Consider the following 23,366-nt stretch of genomic DNA (forward strand, 5'->3'; position numbering starts at 1 on the left):
TGCAAATAGTGTGGGCAGCTGCCGCCGCAGGCGTAGGCAGCCGCCGGGTCGATCAGGTCAGGTCAGGAAGATCGCCATCAGGATCACGATGAGCGCGACCGACGCCGTGCCGTATTTCACGAGCTTGATGAAGCCCTCATAGGTCTGCTCGTGCGCGACGTAGTCGTTGCCGTCGGCGGTGGTGTACGCCACTTCGCTATGGTCAGCCATGGATTGTCCCCAGTCGAAAGCCGAATTATTGGGCTGGGATACCGCAAACCTTCCGGCAGGGCAACGGCAGGCAGGCGCGGTTTTGCCGCAAATCAGGTCATTTGGAATTCCGATTGCCGGGAATTCAGGTTCTTGCGCCGCTCAGCCCTGATCGATCATCGTCACGGTGACGCTCGCCGCCGGTCGCTGGCATATCGCAAGGCCGAGCGCCGCGCGGACCGCGTCGATCGCCGGCTCGCCCGCTTCGGTAAATCGGGCCGTGTGCGGATCAATACCGCAACCGACCGCGACCGGATTGTCGCCGGACAGGAAACCATGCGCCATGTGGAAGCCCAGCGCGCGGTAGACCTCGAACTGCTCCTCGGAAAAGAACTGGTCGCCCGTGGTCTCGTGCGGGAACGTGGCGTGCCGTCGCGCATAGTCGCGGATGTAGTCGTTCTCGTCACCGGTCAGGGACGACTTGAGGTAGACGAGATAACCGGTGTCGCCGGCACCGTAGTCGATGGTGCCGATGGCGACATGAACGTGATCGATCTCCTCGTCATCGTGCCGGTGCGGCGTCGCCGCCGTCTGAGCGCTGCAAGCCATCAGCGCCCGCGTGCGGTCGCGGATCGGCGCCCAGGGCAGATCGATCCGGACTCCGAGATCGATGCGGGCATAGCGCTGCAGCGTCATCAGCGAGGCGAAGTTCATCGGCGTGTCCGCTTCCGCATCCACGGCGATGATGACGCGGCAGCGCCGGCGCAGCAATTCGTAGACGCCGAGATTCTCGATATGGCCGCCGTCGGTGAGATAGACACCGTCGCTGTTCTCATAGAGGCGGCCGGAGATTTCTGACCAGAAATAGAGCGGCGAGAAACGGCGGAACGAGCGTGCGTTGACATAGCGCGGATTCCTCAGCCAATAGCCGAGCCGGACGTTCAGAAGGGCGAGCGTCGGCGTTAGCGCGCGGATCGAGTTCGACCCCATGTTCGAGGACGCCGCGGCTCCGGAGATCGCCATGGCCGTGGCGAGGTCGAGACTCTGCTCGGCCCGCTCCACCGCCAATGTCGCCGCGTAGCCGGTCGCCTCGCTGCCGACATTGCGCGGCGAAAACACGAAGAAGTCGGCGTTGCGGCCGCGCCGGTTGGCGAAATCCGAGCCCTGGATGTTCAGCGCGGTGTTGATGAGGTGATAAGGCGCCAGCAGCCTCGAGCCGGCTTGCTGACCGTCCGCCGAACCGTCTGCAACAGCATAGAGGTCGCTCAGCTTCATGCGATCGAGCGCCTTGAAGTCGCGGCCCTGGTCGAGACTGGCCTCGGCGCGCGCGATATCGCTCTCGGCCGGGCGGGTCGGGTCGAACAGGAAGGCCTTGCTCAAGCGGTCGCGGTAGAGCCGGTGAAGCGAGTTGGCATTCGGCGTCAAAAGCCAGGAGACCAGGAATAGCAACAGGCCGGTCAGCGCATACAGGACGATCACCGGCAGGGTGAAGGAGTAGGCTGCGTCGGACCCCGATCCCTGGAACAGGTCCGGAAAAAATGGCTGAACCCTGTGTGCGACCCATTGTGCCGCGGGGTGGAGCCAGGCCGGCGCGTGCCAGGTCGCCAGCCGGTCGGAGTCCATACTGATACGCGCCTCGGTGACCGGAGCGGCGCTAGGTTCAACGAGCTCGATGGCGGCGTTGCGGTCCAGCTGCACCTTGCCTGCCAGCGCTCCCGGGAGCGAGGCGTTCAACTTTGCCTTGGCAATGCAATCCCTCTGCTCGGTCTGGGCCGAGCAATCCCTGAAGATGTCGTTGGAGATCCCCCAATAGGACAGATTGAGATAGGCGACCCAGATGATCAGCGGCAAGGCGAGCCCGGCGATCCAGAGCGCGGCCTTGGCGACGACCGCGAGGAGCATCGATCCCCACTGCGAGGAAACGCTGTTGCCCTTGAGCAGCTCCAGGAACTGTTGCCGGAACGCGGTGACGAACACCCCGATCGGCGCCGCAACGGCGGCAAGCGACTGGATCCAGATGACCGCGACGCCCCCGACCGGCCCGCCGATCACGTGGCTGTCGGCGACATCGAACATCTGTCGCAGCATGAACGGCTGAAACTCGAAGAAGGCGATGGCCGCCAGCAGGACCAGGAAGGTCGCGGCCACGGTCGGCAGGTGCGAACGGAATTCCTGGCGCTTGTCCGGCCCGGCGAAGGACCGGACGATCGCCCACAGGAAGAACAGAACGACGACGATGATCGCCGTTGCCAGAGTGAGCGCGAAGTTCTTCACCTGGAGCATGCGCGCCACGTCGCAGGCGGCGCCGACGACAAGGAATATACCGGCCGCATAGATGCAGACGATGGCAGGACCACTTCCTCTTTCGGACCGCGAGCCGAGATAAGCCAGCGCGCTGCAGGCGAGCAGGATCGCGGCGGCGATGACGCCGATCATGGTGAATCCGTGCTGATTGACGAAGCTGAAATCGTGCAGCTCGCATGTCTTGGAATCGGCGAAGCTGACGCCGAACAGATTGGCGACCGTCAGGCATGTCCGGGTCGGGGTCGACCAGATGGTGACCGCGGCCAGCATCAGGATGATCGGAAGGATGATCCCGATATTGGCGATCAGCCCGCGCACCACGATGGCAATTCCGGTGAGGAAATCACGCACGCCGGCGGGGATCAGGTAGTTGGAGTAATTCCTGATGTGCCCGACGGAGGCCGTGTCGCTGATCTCGTTCGCGGTCGCGGTGCCGCCCGAAGGCCTTTCCCCGAAGACGAAGCGCTGCGCGACCGTCATGGTTGCGCTGAGCGAGGTACCGATATAGCCGCCGCCGGATACGGTCGACAGATAGTCGATCCGCCGGAACAGGTTGTGGTGATTCAACGCCTGAAGAACGCCGAGGCAAAGGGCGGAGGAGCGAATGCCGCCGCCGGACAGGGCGAGCCCTGTAACATCCAGCATCTGGCAGGATTGCAGACCATCCGTGGGAATCTGGCGCGCTTCCTCGCGCCTTGTGTTGATCGCCTCGATCTCGTCGCGGACGATCTGATGGTGCTTCTCGCACCAGGGCATCTCCTCGGCGGACCGCGGCGTCCGCGCGGGCTGCGTAGGCTGAACCTGATCGAGCATGCGTGCCTCCCCGAAGCGGCGGAGCACCGGCAATCAAAGATTGTGAAACCGATAAAAAATAGCCTTATGAGGATTTGTCTCGCCGGGGATGCAAACGTTCAATCTCGCATCGCAAGCGCGTGCGCCTCGCCCAAAAAGGTCGAGGCGCCGAATGGAACTCGGGCCGGTGCCAACTCTCGCGAAAGTGTGCTGCACCGCGCTCTGGAGAACGGCCCGCCCTCTCAGCCCATCGCCTCGAGCTCGTCGATCATCCCGGCGATGACCGAGAGGCCGCCGTCCCAGAATTTCGGGTCCTTGGCATCGAGACCGAACGGCCGCAGCAGCTCGGAATAATGCTTGGTGCCGCCGGCGGCGAGCATGTCGAGATAACGCTCGGCAAAACCTTCGGCCGCGTGCTCGTAGACGGCGTAGAGCGAGTTCACGAGGCAATCGCCGAACGCGTAGGCGTAGACGTAGAACGGCGAATGGATGAAGTGCGGGATGTACATCCAGTAATTCTCGTAGCCCGCCTTGATCTCGATTGCGGGTCCCAGGCTTTCGCCCTGCACCGACAGCCAGAGCTCGCCGAGCCGCGTTGCGGTGAGCTCGCCGTTCTTGCGCTCGGTGTGGACGGCGCGCTCGAAGGAGTAGAACGCGATCTGCCGCACCACGGTGTTGATCATGTCCTCGACCTTGCCGGCGAGCAGCGCCTGGCGCTGCTTGGCGCTCTTGGTCTGCGCGAGCAGCCGCCGGAAGGTCAGCATCTCGCCGAACACGCTCGCGGTCTCGGCCAGCGTCAGCGGCGTCGGCGCCATCAGTGCGCCGTTCTTGGCCGCCAGCACCTGATGCACGCCATGGCCGAGCTCATGGGCGAGCGTCATCACGTCGCGCGGCTTGCCCTGATAGTTCATCAGCACGTAAGGATGCGCCGACGGCGTGGTCGGATGCGAGAACGCGCCCGGCACCTTGCCCGGACGCACCGGCGCATCGATCCAGCGGTCGGTGAAAAAGCGCTCGGCGATGTCGGCCATATCAGGCGAGAAGCCGCGATAGGCGGTCAGCACCATGTTGCGCGCATCGGGCCAGCCGATCACGTTGGTCGCGGCAAAGGGCAGCGGCGCGTTGCGATCCCAATAGGCCAGGCGCTTCTTGCCGAACCACTTCGCCTTCAGCGCGTAATAGCGATGCGACAGCTTTGGATAGGCCGCGCGCACCGAGGCGACCAGCGCATCCACGACTTCGCGCTCGACGCGGTTGTTCAGGTGGCGGGAATCCGCGACGTCCTGAAAGCCACGCCAGCGGTCGGAGATGTCCTTGTCCTTGGCGAGCGTGTTGGTGATCAGCGCAAAGGTGCGCTCATTGGCCTTGAAGGTTTTCGCCAGCGCTTCCGCCGCGGCCTTGCGCTTGGCGCCGTCGCGGTCCTGCAACAGATTGAGCGTCGGCTCGATCGCGAGCTCTTTTGCGCCGACCTTGAAGCGCAGGCCCGAGATGGTCTGGTCGAACAGGCGGTTGAAGGCGGAATAGCCGGTCTGCGCCTTCTCCAGGAACAGCTGCTCGAGCTTGTCGTCGAGCTGGTACGGCTTCTCCTTGCGCAGATCCTCGATCCACGGACGGTAATGCGCCAGCTCCGGCGCTTGCATCGCGCGGTTCAAAATATCGTCATCGACACGATTGAGCTCGAGCGCGAAGAACAGCAGATGCGTGGACGCCGCCGTCAGCCGCTCGGACACATCGCCGTAAAACTTTGAAATCTTGGGATCAACGCTGTCGCCGGCATGGACGAGGCCGGCATAGGAGCCGAGGCGGCCGGCAAGATCGTCGATCGCCTCATAGCGTCGTACGGCCTCGGCGAGCCATTTTCCGCCATTTTCGTTTGCTGTCCCTGTCGCGAGCTTGCCCTTGTAGTCGGTCTCGAACGCGACGCAATCGGCGTCCATCTTTTCGAGGTCGCGCGCCACTTCCGGCGCATCGATCCCGGAATAGAGATCGGCGAGGTTCCACTCGGGAAGCTTGCCGGCCTTGCTCGGAGCTTTGGAGGGTTTTGCCTTGGCGGCAGATTTCTTGGTGCTTGGCTTGCGGAGTGCGGGCTTGGCGGCGGGCTTCTTGAGAGCAGACTTGTTCAAGGCGGACTTGGAGCGCGAATTCATTGCGTGGGAAACCTGTGTTCAACAATCGCGACGGCGGGCGGGGGCGGCAAGGTTTAAGAGTGCGTTAATCGGCTTCGGCCAGAGTGACCCGATTCGAGACAGATAGTAGTAGCGTGCGGGGAACACCATGGCTGCCTGTATTTTGATCGCCGACGACGACGCTGTAGCCCGCCGTCTGGTCGAGAACATGGTGCAGAAATGCGGCTATGAAACGGTGGTCGTCGACTCCGGCGACGCCGCGATCGCCACCCTCACCGCCCCCGACGCACCGGCCATCGACGCCGTCATCCTCGATCTCGTAATGCCAGGCCTCGACGGCATGGGCGTGCTGGCGAAGATCCGTGACGCCGGGCTCAGCATCCCCGTCATCGTGCAGACCGCCCATGGCGGCATCGACAACGTGATCTCGGCGATGCGCGCCGGCGCGGCCGATTTCGTCGTCAAGCCGGTCGGCGTGGAGCGGCTCCAGGTCTCACTTCGCAACGCGCTCAACACCAGCGCGCTCAAGGGCGAATTGCAGCGCATCCGCCACAGCCGCGAGGGCCGGCTGAGCTTCTCCGACATCATCACCCGGGCCGAGGCGATGACCCCGGTGATGCGCGCCGCGCAGAAGGCGGCGGGCTCCTCGATCCCCGTGCTGATCGAGGGCGAGTCCGGCGTCGGCAAGGAGATGTTCGCGCGCGCCATCCATGGCAGCAGCGAGCGCAAGGCCAAGCCGTTCGTCGCGGTCAATTGCGGCGCGATCCCCGACAATCTCGTCGAGTCCATCCTGTTCGGCCATGAGAAGGGCGCCTTCACCGGCGCCACCGAGCGGCACACCGGCAAGTTCGTCGAAGCCCATGGCGGCACGCTGTTCCTGGACGAGGTCAGCGAGCTGCCGCTGACCGCGCAGGTCAAGCTGCTGCGCGCGCTTCAGGAAGGCGCGGTCGAGGCGGTCGGCGGCCGCAAGCCGCTGAAGGTCGACGTGCGCATCATCTCGGCGACCAACCGCAAGCTGCTGGAGCGGGTGAAGCAGGGCCACTTCCGCGAAGATCTGTTCTACCGGCTCCATGTGCTGCCGCTGACCATCCCCTCGCTGCGCGCCCGGCGCGAAGACATCCCGCATCTGCTGCGGCATTTCCTGGCGCGCTTTGCCGCCGAGGAGAACCGCGCCATCACCGGCATCAGCGGCGAGGCCGTGGCGCATCTCGCCCAGCTCGACTGGCCCGGCAACATCCGCCAGCTCGAAAACGCGGTCTACCGTGCCGTGGTGATGAGCGATGGTGACCAGCTCGGCCTTGGCGACTTCCCGCTGCTAAGCACGCAGCCGCATCCCGCAACCGAGATCCCGACCGCTCCGCTGATGCTGGAGCCGGTGGCTGCGCCTTCGTTGGTGTCGGGTAGTGAAATACCGATCGCGCCGCTGCCCTTGGCTGGATCGCTCTCCATGCTGACCCCGAACGGCGACGTCCGTGCGCTGGAGGACATGGAGAACGAGATCATCCGTTTCGCGATCTCGCATTACCGCGGACAGATGTCCGAGGTGGCCCGCCGCCTCAAAATCGGCCGATCGACCCTCTACCGCAAACTCGACGAGGCCGGGGTTCCCGGCCATGGCGGCAAAAGCGGTGAGGAGACGCACTGAGCCTGATGCGAATGGAGGTTCGCCTGACCTGACGATGCCACCGCAAGCCGTTGAATTACGGCAAAATTCGGCGGCCATTCGAACCGTGACTTGGAAGTGACAGACACAGGGAAAAGCGCGCCGCGGGGGCGCACAATCCGTTGCAAACAGACCTCCCTGAAGTCAGTTTGTGGTGAGTTGCCCTGGGGAGCGCTGGCTGCAAAACCGGGGCCTGTGTATCGTCTCTGTGGGAGTCGTTGCGTGCAGGCGTGCAACTTTCGCGAGGCCGGCGCGGTTTAGCCGAAGCTCATTTGGACGATAACGAAGCTGTTCCATGCGGAACAGTTCACCCAAGGGGTGCGACACAATGCGTGACTGTTTGAACCACCGTGCAGGTTTTGACCGTGTCTTGATGACGGTCGCGGCGACCTTCCTCACGGTGTCGGCCAGCTCCGCCCTGGCGCAGGATCAGGCGCGCAGCAGCGCTGCCGAGCTCGCGATCGAAGCCGCGATCCCGCGTCCCGAGCCCGCCAACGTCCCGCCCCCGACCGCCGCCGATATCAAGCTCGACACCACAGCCACGGTTCAGGACAACGCCAAGGAACTAGGCAAGGAACTAGGCAAGGAACCGGGCAAGGAGCCTGTGAAGGCTGACGCCGCTCCCGCGCCTGCCGCGGAGAAGGTCGAGACCAAGCCTGCCGATGTCGCCACCACGCCCGCCTCTGAGGCGCCGAAGAGCGAGACCGCAAAAACAGAGCCTGCGCAGACCGAGCCTGCAAAGACCGACCCCGCCAAGGCCGACACCGCAACGGCAACGCCGGCCGTTCCCGTGGCCCCGGCTGCCGCGGCTCCGGCCCCCGAGCCGGTGAAGGCTGCCAGCAATGTGCCCGCCGCCGACCAGCCGGTCGCCGACAAGCTGAAGGACCTCATCGGTGCCAAGGCCTCGCGCCATTTCGACCGCAAGAACGAACGCGCGGCGATCGAGAAGTTCTACGGCGCGCGCGATTTCGCGCCGGTGTGGACGCAAGGCGGCAGCCTGACCGCTGCGGCCAAGGGCGTGATCGCGCGGCTGAAGGACGCCGCGTCCGAGGGCCTCAATCCGGCCGACTATCCTCTGCCAGATTTCGCCGCCGCGACGACGCCCGATGCGCTCGCCGACGCCGAGCTGAAGCTCACCGCCAGCATGTTCGACTATGCGCGCCAGGCGCAGAGCGGCCGCATGCACTGGTCGCAGGTCAGCGCCGACATCCTCTATCCCGAGCATCCGGTCGACCCGAGCGAGGTGCTCGCCAAGGTCACGACCGCGGCTGACGCGTCCGCGGCGCTCGACAGCTACAACCCGCCGCAAAAGCTCTACAAAGAGCTGAAGGCCAAGCTCGCCGAGCTGCGCGGCCAGGGCAACGGCGCTGCGATCGAGATTACCGACGGTCCGGCGCTGAAATACACCCCGGCCGGCAAGAAGCAGGCCGAGATCGTCGTGGACGATCCGCGCGTGCCGCAGCTGCGCGCCAAGCTCGGCATAGTCGAGAACGCCAGCGACACCCGCTACGATGCCACCGTCGCCGAAGCCGTGCGCAAATTCCAGAACGGCGCCGAGATGAAGCCAACCGGCATCCTCGACGACAAGACGGTCAAGGCGCTCAACACGCCGAAGCGCGACAAGCAGATCGACGTGGTGCTGGTGAACATGGAGCGCTGGCGCTGGCTGCCGCGCGACCTCGGCGTGCCCGCGCTGGGCGATGCCTATGTCATCCTCAACATCCCCGACTACACGCTGAAGGTGATGCAGCACGGCCAGCAGGTCTGGACCACCCGTGTCGTCACCGGCAAGCCGGGCCAGCACGCAACGCCCCTGCTGACCGAGACGATGAAGTACATCACGGTCAACCCGACCTGGAACGTGCCGCCGTCGATCGTCTACAACGAATATCTCCCGGCGCTGCAGCAGGACCCGACCGTGCTCCAGCGCATGGGCCTCAAGCTCGAGCAGAACCGCGACGGCTCGGTCCACATCTCGCAGCCGCCCGGTGAGGCCAACGCGCTCGGCCGCGTCCGCTTCAACTTCCCGAACAAGTTCTTGGTCTATCAGCACGATACGCCGGACAAGAACCTGTTCGCCAAGGAAGACCGCGCCTTCAGCCATGGCTGCATGCGCGTGCAATATCCGGATCAGTACGCCTCTGTGCTGCTCAACATCACCATGCCGAACGAGAAGTACACGCCCGAGCGCGTGCGCAGCATGTACGGCAAGAGCGAGATCGACCTGAAATTCCCCACCCCGATCCCGGTCAACATCACCTATCAGACCGCGTTCGTGGACGACGCCGGCAAGCTGCAATTCCGCAAGGACGTCTATGGCCGCGACGCGACCATGCTCAACATCCTGAGGAACGGCCGCGGCAAGGACCTCGAGAACGTCGTCGCCCATTCGCAGCCGAGCTATTCGCGCCCGGCAACGACGCTGCCCTCGGGTGTGGCGATCGCCAACAATGGCGGCGGCTTCGGCTCGTCGGGCCCGAACTTCTTCGAGCGCCTGTTCGGAGCGCCGACCCCGCCGCCGGCTCCGGTCGGCCGCCGGCCGCAGCGGGTGTTTACCCGCTGAGCCCGGCCAAGCGCCTCATTTCCTGAAATTCTGCAATGAAATCAGCGACCCTGTCCAAAGACGGGGTCGTTTAACGTTAACCATTCTGCAACCCGCCCTCGGGCACCGGGCGTTTTTTTGCCACAGTCAACCGTTTAGGTTCGTATTCTGACTTGGTTTGGGGGCGGGAAGGTCAACCTCGAATTAACCTTCTCGCTTTAAGAAAGCGTTCATCCTCTTTCGCGCGCTAACGGGGTTGGCGGGAGAGTCCATTTTGAACGCTCGTCGACTGGGTGGGCTCATACGTGCTGATTTGTCTCGCACGCCAATTCGCTGTGCTGTCGTTGTCCCATGCGGGAGTGAAGGCCGGATCCCGGATCGGCCTTGCTTCCGTGCTGCTGCTTGCCGCCGCGGGCTCGGTCCATAACGCCACCGCGCTGAACGAGACCAAGACGCTCTCGTTCCACCACACCCATTCCGGCGAAGACCTCACCATCACCTTCAAGCGCGACGGCCGCTACGACGACGCGGCGCTGAAGCAGCTCAACCACTTCCTGCGCGACTGGCGCACCCAGGACGAGACGGTCATGGACCGTCACCTCTTCGACATTCTCTGGGAAGTCTATCGCGACGTCGACGGCAAGCAGCCGATCCAGATCATCTCCTCCTACCGTTCCCCCGCCACCAACGCCATGCTCCGCCGTCGCTCCTCCGGCGTGGCGCGCTTCAGCCAGCACATGCTGGGGCATGCGATGGACTTCTACATCCCCGGCGTGCCGCTGGAGCAGATCCGCTTCGCCGGCCTGCGCCTGCAGCGCGGCGGCGTCGGCTTCTATCCGACCTCCGGCTCGCCCTTCGTGCATCTGGACACCGGCAGCATCCGGCATTGGCCGCGCATGACGCATGACCAGCTCGCCCGCGTCTTCCCGGACGGAAAGACGGTGCATCTGCCGACCGACGGCGTGCCGCTGAAGGGCTATGAGTTCGCCAAGGCCGAGATCGAGCGCCGCGGCAGCGGCGATGATTCCGGCAGCAAGCCGAACTTCTTTGCCGCCCTGTTCAGGAGCAAATCGGCGCCTGCCGCCACGAGCAGCGACGAGGACGATGAGGGCGCACCTGCCCCGGCCGCCAAGCCCGTGGCGCCGACCGTGGTCGCCGCCGCGGCCAAGCCCGCCGATCCGGTGCCGACGCCGCGCGCCAAGCCCCAGATCGCAGCCGCCCTCCAGCTAGCCTCGGCCGATGCGCAGCTGGTTGCGCCGCCCAAGCCGAAGCCCGCGCCCGTGGCTGAGAAGCCGGCGGCCGGCAAATCTGCCGACGCCAAGCCCGAGACCCCGGCCGACATCATCAATGCCCGCGGCTTCTGGGATGACATCCCGGCGGCGCCGCAGCAGGCGACGCCGGCGCAAGTGGCGGCGCTGAAGGCCCGCCAGGCGCTTGCAGCCGCGACGGATCCGCAGGCAACAGCGAGCGTCTCCAACGCAACGCTTCAGGCCCTGGCTTACGCGCCGGCTGCCTCCCCGGTCGACCGCACCAATGTCGTCGCCGCCTCGGCGCCGATCCCCCGCTCCACCCGTCCCGGCTCGCGCGGCGCCGCGCCCGCCACCGAGATCAACAGCGTGGTCGGCAAGAGCGTCGACGGCCTGGTCGCCACCGCGACCCGGCTCTCCGCGGCCAAGGGCGAGAGCATCTGGCTCAAGATCGTGATGCTGTCGCCGAGCGCCAGCCGCGCGATGTCGGTGACGCTGATGGGCGAGCTCGATATGGCCGCGCTGCGCAGCTATTTCGTCAAGCCACAGACCGTGATCGCGAAGGGCTTTGTCGACGACCCGATGCAGGGCCTGTCCTGCGACAGCTTTACGGGCAGTGCCACCGCGAAGCTCGAGACGACGTCGTTCGTCGTACGCACGGCCGCGCTGCGCTGAGGCGGATCGCCTCTACTCTTCCCAAGAAGTTAGTCTGGTAGCCCGGATGCGCGACCTCTATCGCGCTTTCTTCCGCCGCCGATCCAGATGATACGTCAGCGCCAGCGACAGGCAGACCGAGAGCTCCCGCTTCGGCAGCTTACCCGCCACCGGTAACAGCAGCGCCCGCGTCTGCCGATATTCGAACTGATCCGGAAAGCGCTCGCGGAACGTGTCGACCAGCGTCGTCTTGCAGTTGAACAGGACGGCCGCGTGCTCGGAGTCCTTGAGGCGACCGAGGCGAATCGTCGAGCCGCTGCCACTCTCATCGGTGAGGTAAGCAGGCTCGCCCCATTTCAGCGTTTCGGTGAGGCGGCCGACGTCGTCATGCGTCGCGGCCGTCGCGAAGATCAGCTCGCGCACTTGCAACAGCCGCTTGCCGATCGGCGCCGGAAGGGCGCCGAAGGCACGGTTCACCTCGCGCGGCAGCGGCGGCGCAGGCACGGCGGTCTCCGTTCACAGACGAAGTGCAACACGCGCAATTTGTGGCCCGGAGGGAGCCGAGCGCAATCCCGGCTACCGGCCAAAGTGGTGCCTGAGGCGCGAACGCCTCAGAGCATCCCCAGAGCCTGCATGTAGGTCTCGAGAATGGTCTCGGCCTCGGCGCGCTCGTTCGGGTCCTGCTTGCGCAGGCGCACGATGGTACGCAGCGCCTTGACGTCGTAGCCGTTGCCCTTGCTCTCGGCATAGACGTCGCGGATGTCGTCGGAGATCGCCTTCTTCTCTTCCTCCAGCCGCTCGATGCGCTCGATGATGGATTTGAGCTGGTCCTTGGCAAATTTCGTCGCGGGCTCGTCGTCGCGGACGGCGGCGGAGGTGGCCATCTTGGTACTCCCAATGGAACTGGCAAAACGAGGTGACGCCGGCATCCACCGCGCGTGCTGGCAAAACCCTTAGGGTTCGCACCCCCTGCGTTCAAGCAAGCATCGCGCTCGTCCACAGCGCGCCCACACCTTCCTGCGGGGAGCTCAAGAAAGCTGTTGTGTGGTGCGACTCAGAGGCCGCGAACGAGGCCGTCAGTGGCCGTGAGGATGGACCTTCTTCATCGCCTCGATCTGCTCGGGCGTGGCCGATCCCTGGTATTTCGACTTCCAGGTCTCATAGGGCATGCCGTAGACGGCCTCACGGCTCTCGTCCTTGCTCAGCGCGACGCCCTGGGCGTCGGCGGCGTCCTTGAGCCAGTTCGACAGGCAGTTGCGGCAGAAGCCGGCCAGATTCATCAGGTCGATGTTCTGGACGTCGGTCCGCTCACGCAGATGATCGACCAGGCGGCGGAAAGCGGCCGCCTCGAGCTCCGTTCTGGTTTTGTCGTCGATTGCCATGGCTGGATCCCTGAATTGGCTCTGACCCCTGATCGGGTCACCCTTACGGGATCAGGTGGGTCCTGTCACAGATTTTGCCATATCGCGGGTCACACGAGCCCCTGCGGGCCTGACGGGCGGTTCCCCCCGGCCCTACGCCAAATCGTCAATCATCTGGTATACGTTCCGCGACAATGATCGCCGAATCTTCCCGCTTCCCCGTTCGCCTGCTTGCCCGGTTGGTCCCGGTGCTGGCGGTTGCCCTGCTATGTCTTTCGGCAAGCCCGGCCGCCGCCGATTTCCGCCTCTGCAACAATACCTCGAGCCGGGTCGGCATTGCGCTCGGCTACAAGGACGCCGAGGGCTGGACCACCGAGGGCTGGTGGAACATCTCCTCCCGCTCCTGCGAAACCCTGCTGCGGGGAACACTGGTCGCCCGTTACTATTACATCTACGCCATCGACTATGACCGCGGCGGCGAATGGTCGGGGCAGGCCTTCATGTGCTCGCGCGACAAGGAATTCACGATCCGCGGCACCGAGGATTGCCTCGCGCGCGGCTATGACCGGACCGGCTATTTCGAGGTCGATACCGGCGAGCAGCGGGCCTGGACCGTGCAGCTCACCGACGCCAACGAGCAGCCGTCACAGCAGCAGCGCGTGCCCGGCCTTCCGGGTCCGGTCGGCCCGGGTGGGGTGCCCGGTTTGCCCAATAGTCCGCCCGGTGGTACGCCCCCCGCCGCGCCTGGCCTCCCGCCAGCTCCCTCGCCCCCATCTGGAAATAAGCCATGAGGCGTCTTCGCCGTATCAAGATTCTCGCGACCCTCGGACCTGCCTCGTCGGACCTCGCGATGATCCGCCGCCTGTTCGAGGCTGGCGCCGACATCTTCCGCATCAACATGAGCCACACCCCGCATGACAAGATGCGGGAGCTGGTGGCGACGATCCGCAACGTCGAGAGCAGCTACGGCCGGCCGATCGGCATCCTGGTCGACCTCCAGGGCCCCAAGCTCCGGCTCGGCGCTTTCGCCGAGGGCGCGGTGCAGCTCCAGAACGGCCAGATCTTCACGCTCGATTCCGACAAGACGCCGGGCGATGCCACGCGCGTCAACCTCCCCCATCCCGAGATTCTCGCCGCGCTGCGGCCCGGCCATGCGCTGCTGCTCGACGACGGCAAGGTGCGGCTGATCGCGGAGGAGACCTCGAAGGAGCACGCGGTGACGCGCGTCGTGGTCGGCGGCAAGATGTCCGACCGCAAGGGCGTCAGCCTGCCCGACACCGACCTGCCGGTCTCGGCGATGACATCGAAGGACAAGGCCGACCTCGAGGCCGCTTTGGTCACCGGCGTCGACTGGATCGCGCTGTCCTTCGTGCAGCGCGCCGACGACGTGATCGAGGCCAAGAAGATGATCCGCGGCCGTGCCGCCGTGATGGCCAAGATCGAGAAGCCGCAGGCGATCGACCGCCTTGCCGACATCATCGAGGCCTCCGACGCGCTGATGGTGGCGCGCGGCGACCTCGGTGTCGAATTGCCGCTGGAGCGCGTGCCGAGCCTGCAGAAGCAGATGACGCGGATGGCGCGCCGCGCCGGCAAGCCGGTGGTGATCGCGACCCAGATGCTGGAATCGATGATCCAGTCGCCGGTACCGACGCGCGCCGAAGTCTCCGACGTCGCCACCGCCGTCTATGAGGGCGCCGACGCCATCATGCTGTCGGCGGAATCGGCCGCCGGCAAATTCCCGGTCGAGGCGGTCTCGACCATGAACCGCATCGGCGAGGAGGTCGAGCGCGACCCGACCTATCGCTCGGTGGTCGCCGCCCAGCGCCCCTCTCCCGAATCTACTGCCGGCGATGCCATTGCAGACGCCGCGCGGCAGATCGCCGAGACGCTCGACCTGCCGGCCCTGATCTGCTGGACCAGCTCCGGCTCCACCGCAGTGCGCGTGGCGCGCGAGCGGCCGAAGCCGCCGATCGTTGCGATCACGCCCAACATCACCGCCGGCCGCCGGCTCGCCGTGGTCTGGGGCGTGCACTGCGTGGTGGCGGAGGACGCTCGCGACCAGGACGACATGGTGAGCCGCGCCGGCCAGATCGCGTTCCGCGACGGGTTCGTCCGCGCCGGCCAGCGCGTCATCATCGTCGCCGGCGTGCCGCTCGGCATCCCCGGCACCACCAACATGGTGCGCATCGCCTCGGTCGGCCCCGAGGGCGACGCGAATATGTAGGTCGGCAAAAGCGGCCAAAACAAAAAGGGCGAAAACAACCCCATGCACAGTAGGCCGGCCAGTCCGGCCGTTGTGCTCGGGTTCTGCGAAAAGGCGTGCTCAGGCAATGATCCGCGCGCGATCAGGTCCCGGCCTCGGTCGCACCGGGCCTTTCAGGCCCCGACCAGCGCCTTGGCGGTCGGCAGCAGCGTCTGCTGCACCACCAGGCCCCGGGCGCGGGCGTCCATGACACCGACCGCGCGCAGCGCCAGCAGCGTCACGGTCTGCACCGCGTCGCGCATCTTCACGGGATCTTCGAGATTGTCGGGCGCGAGTGGCCCGACAAGGGCCTCATGCAGCGCGCCGAGCAGGGCGGTTGCGGCGAGCGCGGTATCCTGCGCCGGCAGATGACCGGCACGGACGGCGGCATCGATCCTGGCGGCAATCTCGCCTGCGATCTCGCGCCGGCTGGCCAGACGTGACGCGCTGACATCGACATCGACCGGCTCAGCCAGGATGCCCCAGGCCAGGCGGCGCTGCGACAGGGTGTGGACGGCCACGGTGGTGACAGCGGCGGCCAGCGCCGAGGACGGACCTGGAGCCGCGTCGGCTGCCCGGCGAATCGCCGCGAGCTCATCGCGGGAGACCTCGCCGATCAGTTCGGAGATCAGCTCAGCCTTGGAGGGGAAGTAGCGGTAGACCGTCCCGGCCGCGACATTGGCCCGGACCGCGACCGGCGCGATCTGCACCGCCGCCATGCCGCCCTCCGCCGCCGCCTCGCGCGCCGCCGCCAGTATCGCACTGCGCCGGGCCGCCAGGCGCTTAACCACTTGATGCGTCCGCCGATAAACCATGGCGCGCTTCCTGTCCCACACGCCCGCCACACGCCCTGCGGCCGAACGCTTCGTCACTCAATTCGTTGCAAATCGTCCCGCAAGGACTGAACAACTATTCAGAGTGGATGACAAGATGCAAATGAACATACGGCCCGCCCGCAATTTCGAGCCCCAAACGAGCAACTCGTAAACGCATCCTTGCGCAGCGTGACCCCAGCGACCCGGTCCGAGTTTACAACAACTTAAAGGAGAACATGCTCAGGTGCCGACGCATTGTTGCGCGTGGTCGTTCAACTCCCGAGAGTCCAATGTCGGTTTCCACAACAAGCAGCGTTCCCGTCCGCGGTGTTGCGCGCTGGCTCATGCCGTTCTGCATCGGCGCCATCGTCTACGCGTTCTTTCTGGGCATCGGCGACGTCATGCTGCGCGACACCGATACGTGGTGGCAGATCAAGATCGGCCAGTGGATTCTCGAACACCGCGCGCTGCCTGACCACGACATCTATTCGTTCACGCGGGCCGGTGAAGCCTGGATCTCGAGTTCCTGGCTGGCGCAAGTCCTGTTCGCACTTGTTTACGAGCCATCGAACTGGTCGGGCGCAGTCATCCTGACATCGCTCGCGATCGGTGCGACCGCGGCGATTTTTGTCTACCTGCTCGAGCCTTATCTGGAGCCTGTACGCGCCTTTCTGCTCCTCATCCCCATCCTCTGGATGTCGGTCGGCCACTTTCTCGCTCGTCCGCACATGCTGGCCCTGCCTGTCATGCTGGCCTTTGTCGGCGGGCTGCTGGTGGCCGCCGATCGGCGCGCCGCGCCTTCCTGGCTGCTGCTGCCCTTGATGGCGTTATGGGCCAATCTCCACGGCGGCTTCGTCCTGGGGCTGGTATTGATTGGACCCATTGGCCTCGATGCGATCGCGTCCGCCGATCGCAAGGATCGATCTGCGCTGGCGGCGCGCTGGGCCTTGTTCGGGCTTGCTGCGATTGCCGCGAGCTGCTGCACGCCCTACGGCTCGGAGACGCTCCTCGGAGCCACGAAAATCCTCAGCCTCGGCAAGCTGCTCTCGTTGATCTCGGAGTGGACGCCGGCCGACTTCAGCTCGTTCAGCCTGTTTGAAGCCGTCCTGCTGGGTTTGATCGGCATCGGCTACTACAGCGGGCTGGTGCTGCCGTGGACCCGTATTCTCCTGCTGCTCGGCCTGACCTGGGCAGCACTCACCCACGCCAGAAACATCGAGGTCTTCGCACTCTTGACCCCGCTCGTGGTTGCGAAGCCGATCGCAGAACAATTGCGATGGACGAGAGATGTCGCGTACCAGGCGCGGTCCTCCTTGGCAATGACCGCAATCGCGGCGCTCGCGATCGTCGCGGCCGCCTGGGGTATCACGCGCTCCTACGCCACGCCGTACCGGTATGCCTTCTCCGGCGTCAACAGTCCTACGGCTGCGGTCGACCTGCTCGAACGGCGGCACGCGCAACGGATATTCAGCACGGCTCCGATCGGCGGCTATCTGATCACCCGCAACATGAAGACCTTCATCGATGGCCGGGCCGAGCTATATGGGGAGCAGTTTGTACTCGACTATTTCGACGCCATCGAGGGCAAGAACGTGGAGACTCTGCTGCGTCTGCTCGAGACCTACCGGATCGACGCGACGCTGCTGAATCCCACCATTCCCGCAGCCAGAATCATGGACCATTTGGCGGGCTGGAAGCGGCTCTATGCGGACGATATCGCGGTGGTTCACGTCCGCGACCACGCACCGGCGCAGCTTCCTTCCGAGTCACGGTGACAAGACAAGGCCACCGGCTGTCGCGTTCCCCGGCCACGCACACGAGGAAACTGCGGCGGAAAGCCTGCCTTCGAGACACCCGCCTGCGGCCCTCAGGACGAGGTCGGGTTTTGCAAGCCTGCTCATGGTGAGCAGCCTCCCGCCAAAGCGGCGTGCATCGCCGGGCGAACCATGCAGGGCCGGATCATGCTCTAGCGCAACCGCCCCAAAAGAAGAGAGCCCCGTCAGTGACGGGGCTCTCGAAATTCCCAGGTCGTCCGATCTTACTTCAGGCTGGACGAGATCGAGCCGAACTTGGTGTTCAGCGTGCTGCCGAGGTTGTTGACGACGGTGATGATCGCCAGCGCGATGCCGGCGGCGATCAGGCCGTATTCAATCGCGGTGGCGCCGGATTCGTCCTTCACGAAACGCGAAACGAGGTTCTTCATAGACTGCTCCAAAGAGTACACGAGGCTACAACTGATCTGGTCTTTTCGGCTTCCCAGCGCCGCCCGACCATGGAACCAAACGTAGAGGCAAAGACTTGCGTCGCAGTTAACTTGGCTGCGTAAACACGGAGCGGTTTGCGCGTATTCGCCGATAGTAAAGGGGAATTGAAAACAATCCGTTAAATTGTCGGCATTCGCAGCGAAGCCGGCCTTGCAGGTTTACCCGAAGTTATGACAGGCCGTGCTCCAATGCCGCCTGACGCGCGATGGGATAAATCGCTCATCATGCTCGAGCCGACAAGAACAAGCAGGACGACGAGGCGGCATGTCCCTTTCCTTCGCCAACAGCATCGCGGTGCAGAGCCGCGCGCGCGCGCTGGTGCCGCTGTGCGCCGGTGCCGGCGCCTACCTGTTCTTCCTCTATGTCGGCGACACGCTGCTTCAGGACTCCGACTCGTTCTGGCAGATCAAGATCGGGCAATGGATCCTCGATCACGGCGCGGTGCCGTACACCGACTTCTATTCCTTCACGCGGACCGGAGCGCCGTGGGTCTCGACGTCGTGGCTGTCGCAGGTCCTGTTCGCCTTCTCCTATGCGCAATGGGACTGGGCCGGGCCGGTGATGCTGACCGCGATCGGGATGGCGCTCACGGTCGCCATCTTCGTCCATCTGCTCGACGCGCAGATCGTAGCGCCGCGCGCGGTGCTGTTCGCGATGCTGGCGCTGATGCTGTCGATCCATCACGTGCTGGCGCGGCCGCACATCCTGGCGCTGCCGGTCATGGTGGCCTGGGTCGGCCTGTTGATGGCCGCTGCCGACCGCAGAACCGCACCGTCATGGACCTGGCTGCCGCTGATGGCGCTGTGGGCCAATCTGCATGGCGGCTTCGTGCTGGGCCTCGCGCTGATCGGCCCGATCTCGCTCGAAGCGGTCGAGCATGCCGAGAAAGGACAGCGGCTTTCGCTGTTCATGCGCTGGGTGCTGTTCGGCATCGCCGCGCTGATCGCGAGCTGCTGCACGCCCTATGGCTGGCGCACGCTGATGGGCGCGACCAACATTCTCAGCCTCGGCGAGCTGCTCACGCTGATCTTCGAATGGATGCCGGCGAACTTTGCGACGTTCACCGCGTTCGAAGGCGCCCTGCTCGGCCTGATCGCGCTCGGTTATTATCGCGGCCTCGTGCTCTCGGCGCCAAGGATCTTCCTGATCCTGTTCCTGACCTGGAGCGCGCTGAGCCATGTCCGGAGCATCGAGGCTTTCGCCTTCCTGGTGCCGCTGGTGCTGGCAAAACCGCTCGGCGAGATGTTCCCGCGTCCTCAGCTTGAGACCGTCGGCGTAGACCACTGGCCGGCCCGCTATGTCACCGCGCTTGGCGCGCTGATGATCGTGGCCGCGAGCTGGACCACGACCGCGCTCTACATGGGCCACCATCGCTTTACCTTCACGATGACGCAGACGCCGGTTGCGGCAGCGGACCTGATCGAGAAGCTCGGCGCCAAGCGCATCTTCAACGCCTATCAGTTCGGCGGCTATCTGATCTCGCGCGGCATCCCGGTTTACGTCGACGGCCGCGCCGAGCTCTATGGCGAGAAATTCGTCATGGACTTCTTCAAGGCAACGGAAGGCAAGAAGCCCGCGCTGCTGCCGCGCCTGCTGGATGAATACAAGATCGACGCGACGATCCTGGTCGCCGATGCTCCGGGCCCGGAGATCCTCGACCAGCTCAAGGGCTGGAAGCGCATCTATGCGGACGACATCGCGGTGGTCCATGTGCGGGAGAATGCGGGAGGGGCGGCGCCACCGAAGTGAGGACACGGCTTGAGGTGCATCATCAACACGTAGCACCTCTTCCCGAGCTAGCACTCCCCCTGGCCGTCCCCCGCAAGTGCGAGGGCAATGAACATTCACCAGAGAACGTCATGCCCGGGCTTGTCCCGCCTGCGCGGCCGAAGCCGCTTCGGCGAGGCGAAGGCCCGGGCATCCACGTTCTTTGTGCCATTCGGCGAGGCGTGGATGGCCGGGCCAAGTGTTTAGCCCGGTCATGACGCTGTGGGAGCTTCAGTGCCCCAAGTTCTTTGGCCATATGCGATAGCCCTCCCCGCAAGGGGAGGGACACACCTTCGTCGGAGCACTCAGCTGGTCCTGTTACCTGCAGGGATGGCGGTTGCCGTCGAAACCGAGATAGGTCCCCGTCGCCGGATCGAACGACCGGAAGCGCTCGGCGCACGAACGCAACGTAGCACCGTCGGCGCGCGCCAGGACGTTGCCCACGCCTGCTGCGCCGTCCGGCAATTCGAGGCCACGCCGGCCCGCCGGCGTCAGCGTGCCGTTCAGATTGCGATTGGGGTTCTCCGCTTCGTACGTATCCGGATGGCTGCTCGCAAAACCGGATTGCGCGTAGGCGGTGGTTGCAGTCAGGGCCGACAGCACAGCCACGGCAGCGAGGATTTTCAGTCCAGTCATAGTCGATCTCCATCATTGGCCGGTGCAGCGTGCGGCCGGTGCGATGGGAAGTGGATCGACACGGTGTGTAGGACAAGCTCGCCGCGCTCCAGATTCGCAACCAGGCGCGATCTGACCGTTCAAACACAGAAAGAGTCGTTTGCTTATGCAATGCGGCAAGCTCGCAACGACGGGAATCAATTCCCCGTCTGCAGCTCGCCAAAGCGCTCCCAGCTCTTGCCGTTGAAGCGCATGAACTGCATCTGGTCGACCGGGACGTGGTCGGTCGGGCTGGTGTTGACCTTGATGCCGGGCAGCAGCATCGGCAGCTCGAGATCGCGGATCGCATAGGCCTGCTTCAGGATGTTCTCGGTCGAGAGGTCGTCGCCGCAGGCCTTCAGCACCGCCTCCAGCGCCATCGCGCTGTTGTAGGAATTGACGTAGTTGGTGTCGTGCTGATCGGCCTCGGGCACATATTTGGTCATGAACTCGCGCCAGCCTTTCACGCCGGGATCGTCCTTCCAGGCGGGATCGTCGGGGTCCTTCACGTAAGCCGTGGAGAGAATGCCGGTGCCTGCCTCTAACCCTGCGGGCTCCATCACCGTCGAGACCCACACCGCGACGTTGGAGAGGAACGTCATCGGACGCCAGCCGATTTCGAAGGACTTTCGGATCGCTTGCGCGGCGAATTTCGGCGTTGCCGCGATCACGAACACGTCGGCGCCTGACGCTTTCAATTTCACGATCTGGGAATCGATGGTCGGATCCTGGATCTCGTAGGTCGCGTTGGTGACGACAACATCGTATTTCTCGCCGAGCACGTCCTTGAGGCCGGCGAGATAGTCGCGGCCGTAATCGTCGTTCTGCGAGATCACGGCAAATTTCGCGTTCGGATTCTTCGTCAGCGCATAGCGGGCATAGAGCCGCGCCTCGTAGCGGAACGGCGCCTGCACGCCCATCGTCGCCTGCGGATATTGCGCGATGTCGGCGAATTTCGAGGCGCCGGAGCCGATGAACAGCTGCGGCACGTTCTTGGACTGCAGATACTTTGCGATCGCCGTGTTGTGGGCGGTGCCGATCGAGGAGAAGATCAGTGCGACCTCGTCGCTCTCGACCAGTCGGCGCGTCTGCTCGACCGATTTCGGCGGCGCATAGCTGTCGTCGAGCGAGATCAGGTTGACCTTGCGGCCGTTGATGCCGCCCTTCTCGTTCAGCATCTTGAAATAGCCGACCTCGCCCTTGCCGAGCGCGCCGAAGGCCGACACCGGCCCACTATAGGGCATGGTCTGGCCGATCCTGATTTCGGTTGCGGTGACGCCACGCATCTCGGCGGCGACCGAAGCTGCGGGCAATGTTGCAATTGAAACGGCGCCAAGCGCGCCCAATGCCCTCGCAAAGCGCATCGGCTTCCCCTCCCCTTTGTTGGTGCGATGGTGCCGCACCTTTATTTGAAGGGAGCATGCCATGACATTGCGGCGAACTCCAATCATTATAAGTGACGGCGATCGTAGGGGGCAAAGCGACTTGTCTCGCCGTAGCTCGAAGAGCGAAGGCGGAAGCGTGCCCACCACTTCTTTGCGGTAACTGAAAGATGGCGGGCACGGCGCAAGCGCGCCTTTGCCCACCCTACGACCGATCGCTAACAGGAATAATCATCATGCTGCTTCGCAATCTCTTCGCCGCGCTTCTCGTCACGATCTCGCTCAGCGCGGCGCATGCGGCGCCGCGATGGCTGAACCTGCCGCCGACGCCGACATTGCCGAAGGCGGCGCAGAGCGGCTTCGCACCCGTCAACGGAGTGAAGATCTGGTACGCCATGTTCGGCCGCGGCGAGCCCGTGGTCCTGCTGCACGGCGGCCTCGCCAACGCCAATTACTGGGGCCACCAGGTCCGCGCGCTGCAAGGCCGCTATCAGGTCATCGTCATGGACAGCCGGGGGCATGGGCGCAGCAGCCGCAACCAGGAGGCCTACGGCTACGATCTGATGGCCTCGGACGTGGTCGCCCTGCTCGACCACCTGAAGATCAAGAAGGCCGTGATCGTCGGCTGGAGCGACGGCGCGATCATCGGCCTCGACATCGCCATGAAGCATCCGGAGCGGGTGAGCAGGCTGTTCGCCTTCGCGGCGAACTCGGATCCGTCAGGCGTTGCGGACATCGCTTCGAGCGAGGTCTTCAACGCCTACATCGCGCGGGCCGGCGAGGAGTACAAGCGCCTCTCGCCGACGCCGACGGAGTACAAGAGCTTCGTCGCGGAGATTACGAAAATGTGGGAGAACCAGCCGAAATGGACGGCCTCGGACCTCGCGGCGATCAAGGTCCCGACCTGGATCGTCGACGGCGACCACGACGAGGCGATCAAGCGCGAGAACACCGAGTTCATGGCGGCGAACATTCCGGGGGCCGGCCTCTTGATCCAGCCGGAGGTCAGTCACTTCTCGTTCCTGCAGGATCCCGAGCAGTTCAATGACGATGTGCTGCGGTTTCTCCAGCGCCGAGATGCAGCACCGAAGTGAGATGCCGTAGGGTGGGCAAAGCGCAAGCGTGCCCACCACCTCTATCGGGACCGCGGAGAGATGGTGGGCACGGCGCTACGCGCCTTTGCCCACCCTACGAGATCGGTGCCGCATCGTTGGAGCTAAATTGCATCCACATCGTCATTGCGAGCGCAGCGAAGCAATCCAGACTGCCCCTGCGGAAAGACTCTGGATTGCTTCGCTGCGCTCGCAATGACGAGGCCAACAAAAAAACGCGGCGTTTCCGCCGCGTTTTTCGATTTCATCTGC

Annotated in this window: 19 protein-coding genes; 8 read left to right on the forward strand and 11 right to left on the reverse strand. The window is 64.7% G+C overall.

What is annotated here, in order from left to right:
- Positions 1-57: 57 nt before the first annotated feature.
- The 3 genes from AAFG16_RS42375 to AAFG16_RS42385 form a co-directional block, all read right to left on the reverse strand.
- Positions 58-210 (reverse strand): aa3-type cytochrome c oxidase subunit IV, encoded by a 153-nt coding sequence (locus AAFG16_RS42375; protein WP_008136857.1) that lies wholly within the window; start codon positions 208-210, stop codon positions 58-60.
- A 141-nt stretch (positions 211-351) separates the two neighbouring features.
- Complete coding sequence (locus tag AAFG16_RS42380) at positions 352-3,306, reverse strand: patatin-like phospholipase family protein (RefSeq protein ID WP_342734866.1); 2,955 nt, start codon at positions 3,304-3,306, stop codon at positions 352-354.
- 221 nt (positions 3,307-3,527) lie between these two features.
- The gene (locus AAFG16_RS42385) at positions 3,528-5,432 is read right to left on the reverse strand and encodes a M3 family oligoendopeptidase (protein ID WP_342734868.1); all 1,905 of its coding nucleotides are present in this window, start codon (positions 5,430-5,432) and stop codon (positions 3,528-3,530) included.
- Between the two features lie 127 nt (positions 5,433-5,559).
- Here AAFG16_RS42385 and AAFG16_RS42390 point away from each other — a divergent pair, with 127 nt between their 5' ends.
- The 3 genes from AAFG16_RS42390 (at position 5,560) to AAFG16_RS42400 (ending at position 11,538) form a co-directional block, all read left to right on the forward strand.
- Positions 5,560-7,056 carry a sigma-54 dependent transcriptional regulator gene (locus AAFG16_RS42390; protein ID WP_342734870.1) on the forward strand — a complete coding sequence of 499 codons (1,497 nt, stop codon included), beginning with the start codon at positions 5,560-5,562 and terminating at the stop codon, positions 7,054-7,056.
- Positions 7,057-7,402: 346 nt separating this feature from the next.
- Entirely contained in the window at positions 7,403-9,637 is a 2,235-nt protein-coding gene (locus AAFG16_RS42395; protein ID WP_342734872.1) for a L,D-transpeptidase family protein, read from the forward strand.
- Positions 9,638-9,909: 272 nt separating this feature from the next.
- Positions 9,910-11,538, forward strand: coding sequence for a DUF882 domain-containing protein (locus AAFG16_RS42400; RefSeq protein WP_342734874.1), 1,629 nt, complete (start codon positions 9,910-9,912; stop codon positions 11,536-11,538).
- Positions 11,539-11,595: 57 nt separating this feature from the next.
- On the opposite strand, the gene AAFG16_RS42405 is transcribed toward AAFG16_RS42400, so the two are convergent.
- The 3 genes from AAFG16_RS42405 to AAFG16_RS42415 form a co-directional block, all read right to left on the reverse strand.
- Positions 11,596-12,021: a DUF1801 domain-containing protein gene (locus AAFG16_RS42405; protein WP_283082124.1), complete on the reverse strand. Its 426-nt coding sequence runs from the start codon at positions 12,019-12,021 to the stop codon at positions 11,596-11,598.
- 107 nt (positions 12,022-12,128) lie between these two features.
- Positions 12,129-12,401, reverse strand: a complete 273-nt coding sequence (locus AAFG16_RS42410) for a DUF2312 domain-containing protein (RefSeq protein WP_018641571.1) — start codon at positions 12,399-12,401, stop codon at positions 12,129-12,131.
- A gap of 192 nt (positions 12,402-12,593) precedes the next feature.
- Positions 12,594-12,899, reverse strand: coding sequence for a DUF1244 domain-containing protein (locus AAFG16_RS42415; RefSeq protein WP_283082126.1), 306 nt, complete (start codon positions 12,897-12,899; stop codon positions 12,594-12,596).
- A gap of 173 nt (positions 12,900-13,072) precedes the next feature.
- Here AAFG16_RS42415 and AAFG16_RS42420 point away from each other — a divergent pair, with 173 nt between their 5' ends.
- Together AAFG16_RS42420 and pyk are read left to right on the forward strand one after the other, a co-directional pair.
- Positions 13,073-13,669, forward strand: coding sequence for a DUF1036 domain-containing protein (locus AAFG16_RS42420; protein ID WP_342734878.1), 597 nt, complete (start codon positions 13,073-13,075; stop codon positions 13,667-13,669).
- Positions 13,666-15,102: a pyruvate kinase gene (pyk, locus tag AAFG16_RS42425; RefSeq protein WP_283082128.1), complete on the forward strand. Its 1,437-nt coding sequence runs from the start codon at positions 13,666-13,668 to the stop codon at positions 15,100-15,102. The genes AAFG16_RS42420 and pyk overlap by 4 nt, the downstream gene beginning before the upstream one ends.
- A gap of 152 nt (positions 15,103-15,254) precedes the next feature.
- Here pyk and AAFG16_RS42430 read toward each other — a convergent pair whose 3' ends face one another.
- Complete coding sequence (locus tag AAFG16_RS42430) at positions 15,255-15,935, reverse strand: TetR/AcrR family transcriptional regulator (RefSeq protein WP_283082129.1); 681 nt, start codon at positions 15,933-15,935, stop codon at positions 15,255-15,257.
- 344 nt (positions 15,936-16,279) lie between these two features.
- On the opposite strand from AAFG16_RS42430, the gene AAFG16_RS42435 reads away from it, so the two are divergent.
- Positions 16,280-17,710, forward strand: a complete 1,431-nt coding sequence (locus AAFG16_RS42435) for a hypothetical protein (RefSeq protein WP_342734881.1) — start codon at positions 16,280-16,282, stop codon at positions 17,708-17,710.
- A gap of 263 nt (positions 17,711-17,973) precedes the next feature.
- Here the strand turns inward: AAFG16_RS42435 and AAFG16_RS42440 are convergent, their stop codons facing one another.
- Positions 17,974-18,138, reverse strand: coding sequence for a Flp family type IVb pilin (locus AAFG16_RS42440; protein WP_128949876.1), 165 nt, complete (start codon positions 18,136-18,138; stop codon positions 17,974-17,976).
- Between the two features lie 325 nt (positions 18,139-18,463).
- On the opposite strand from AAFG16_RS42440, the gene AAFG16_RS42445 reads away from it, so the two are divergent.
- Positions 18,464-19,948, forward strand: a complete 1,485-nt coding sequence (locus tag AAFG16_RS42445; RefSeq protein WP_342734885.1) for a hypothetical protein — start codon at positions 18,464-18,466, stop codon at positions 19,946-19,948.
- Positions 19,949-20,284: 336 nt separating this feature from the next.
- Here the strand turns inward: AAFG16_RS42445 and AAFG16_RS42450 are convergent, their stop codons facing one another.
- Positions 20,285-20,602: a BA14K family protein gene (locus tag AAFG16_RS42450; RefSeq protein ID WP_342734887.1), complete on the reverse strand. Its 318-nt coding sequence runs from the start codon at positions 20,600-20,602 to the stop codon at positions 20,285-20,287.
- 176 nt (positions 20,603-20,778) lie between these two features.
- Positions 20,779-21,984, reverse strand: a complete 1,206-nt coding sequence (locus tag AAFG16_RS42455) for an ABC transporter substrate-binding protein (RefSeq protein ID WP_342734889.1) — start codon at positions 21,982-21,984, stop codon at positions 20,779-20,781.
- Between the two features lie 254 nt (positions 21,985-22,238).
- Here AAFG16_RS42455 and AAFG16_RS42460 point away from each other — a divergent pair, with 254 nt between their 5' ends.
- Positions 22,239-23,096: an alpha/beta hydrolase gene (locus AAFG16_RS42460; RefSeq protein WP_342734891.1), complete on the forward strand. Its 858-nt coding sequence runs from the start codon at positions 22,239-22,241 to the stop codon at positions 23,094-23,096.
- 122 nt (positions 23,097-23,218) lie between these two features.
- Here AAFG16_RS42460 and AAFG16_RS42465 read toward each other — a convergent pair whose 3' ends face one another.
- Entirely contained in the window at positions 23,219-23,362 is a 144-nt protein-coding gene (locus AAFG16_RS42465) for a hypothetical protein (RefSeq protein ID WP_342734893.1), read from the reverse strand.
- Positions 23,363-23,366 lie beyond the last annotated feature (4 nt).

The organism is Bradyrhizobium sp. B117 (assembly GCF_038969555.1).
Lineage (GTDB): Bacteria > Pseudomonadota > Alphaproteobacteria > Rhizobiales > Xanthobacteraceae > Bradyrhizobium.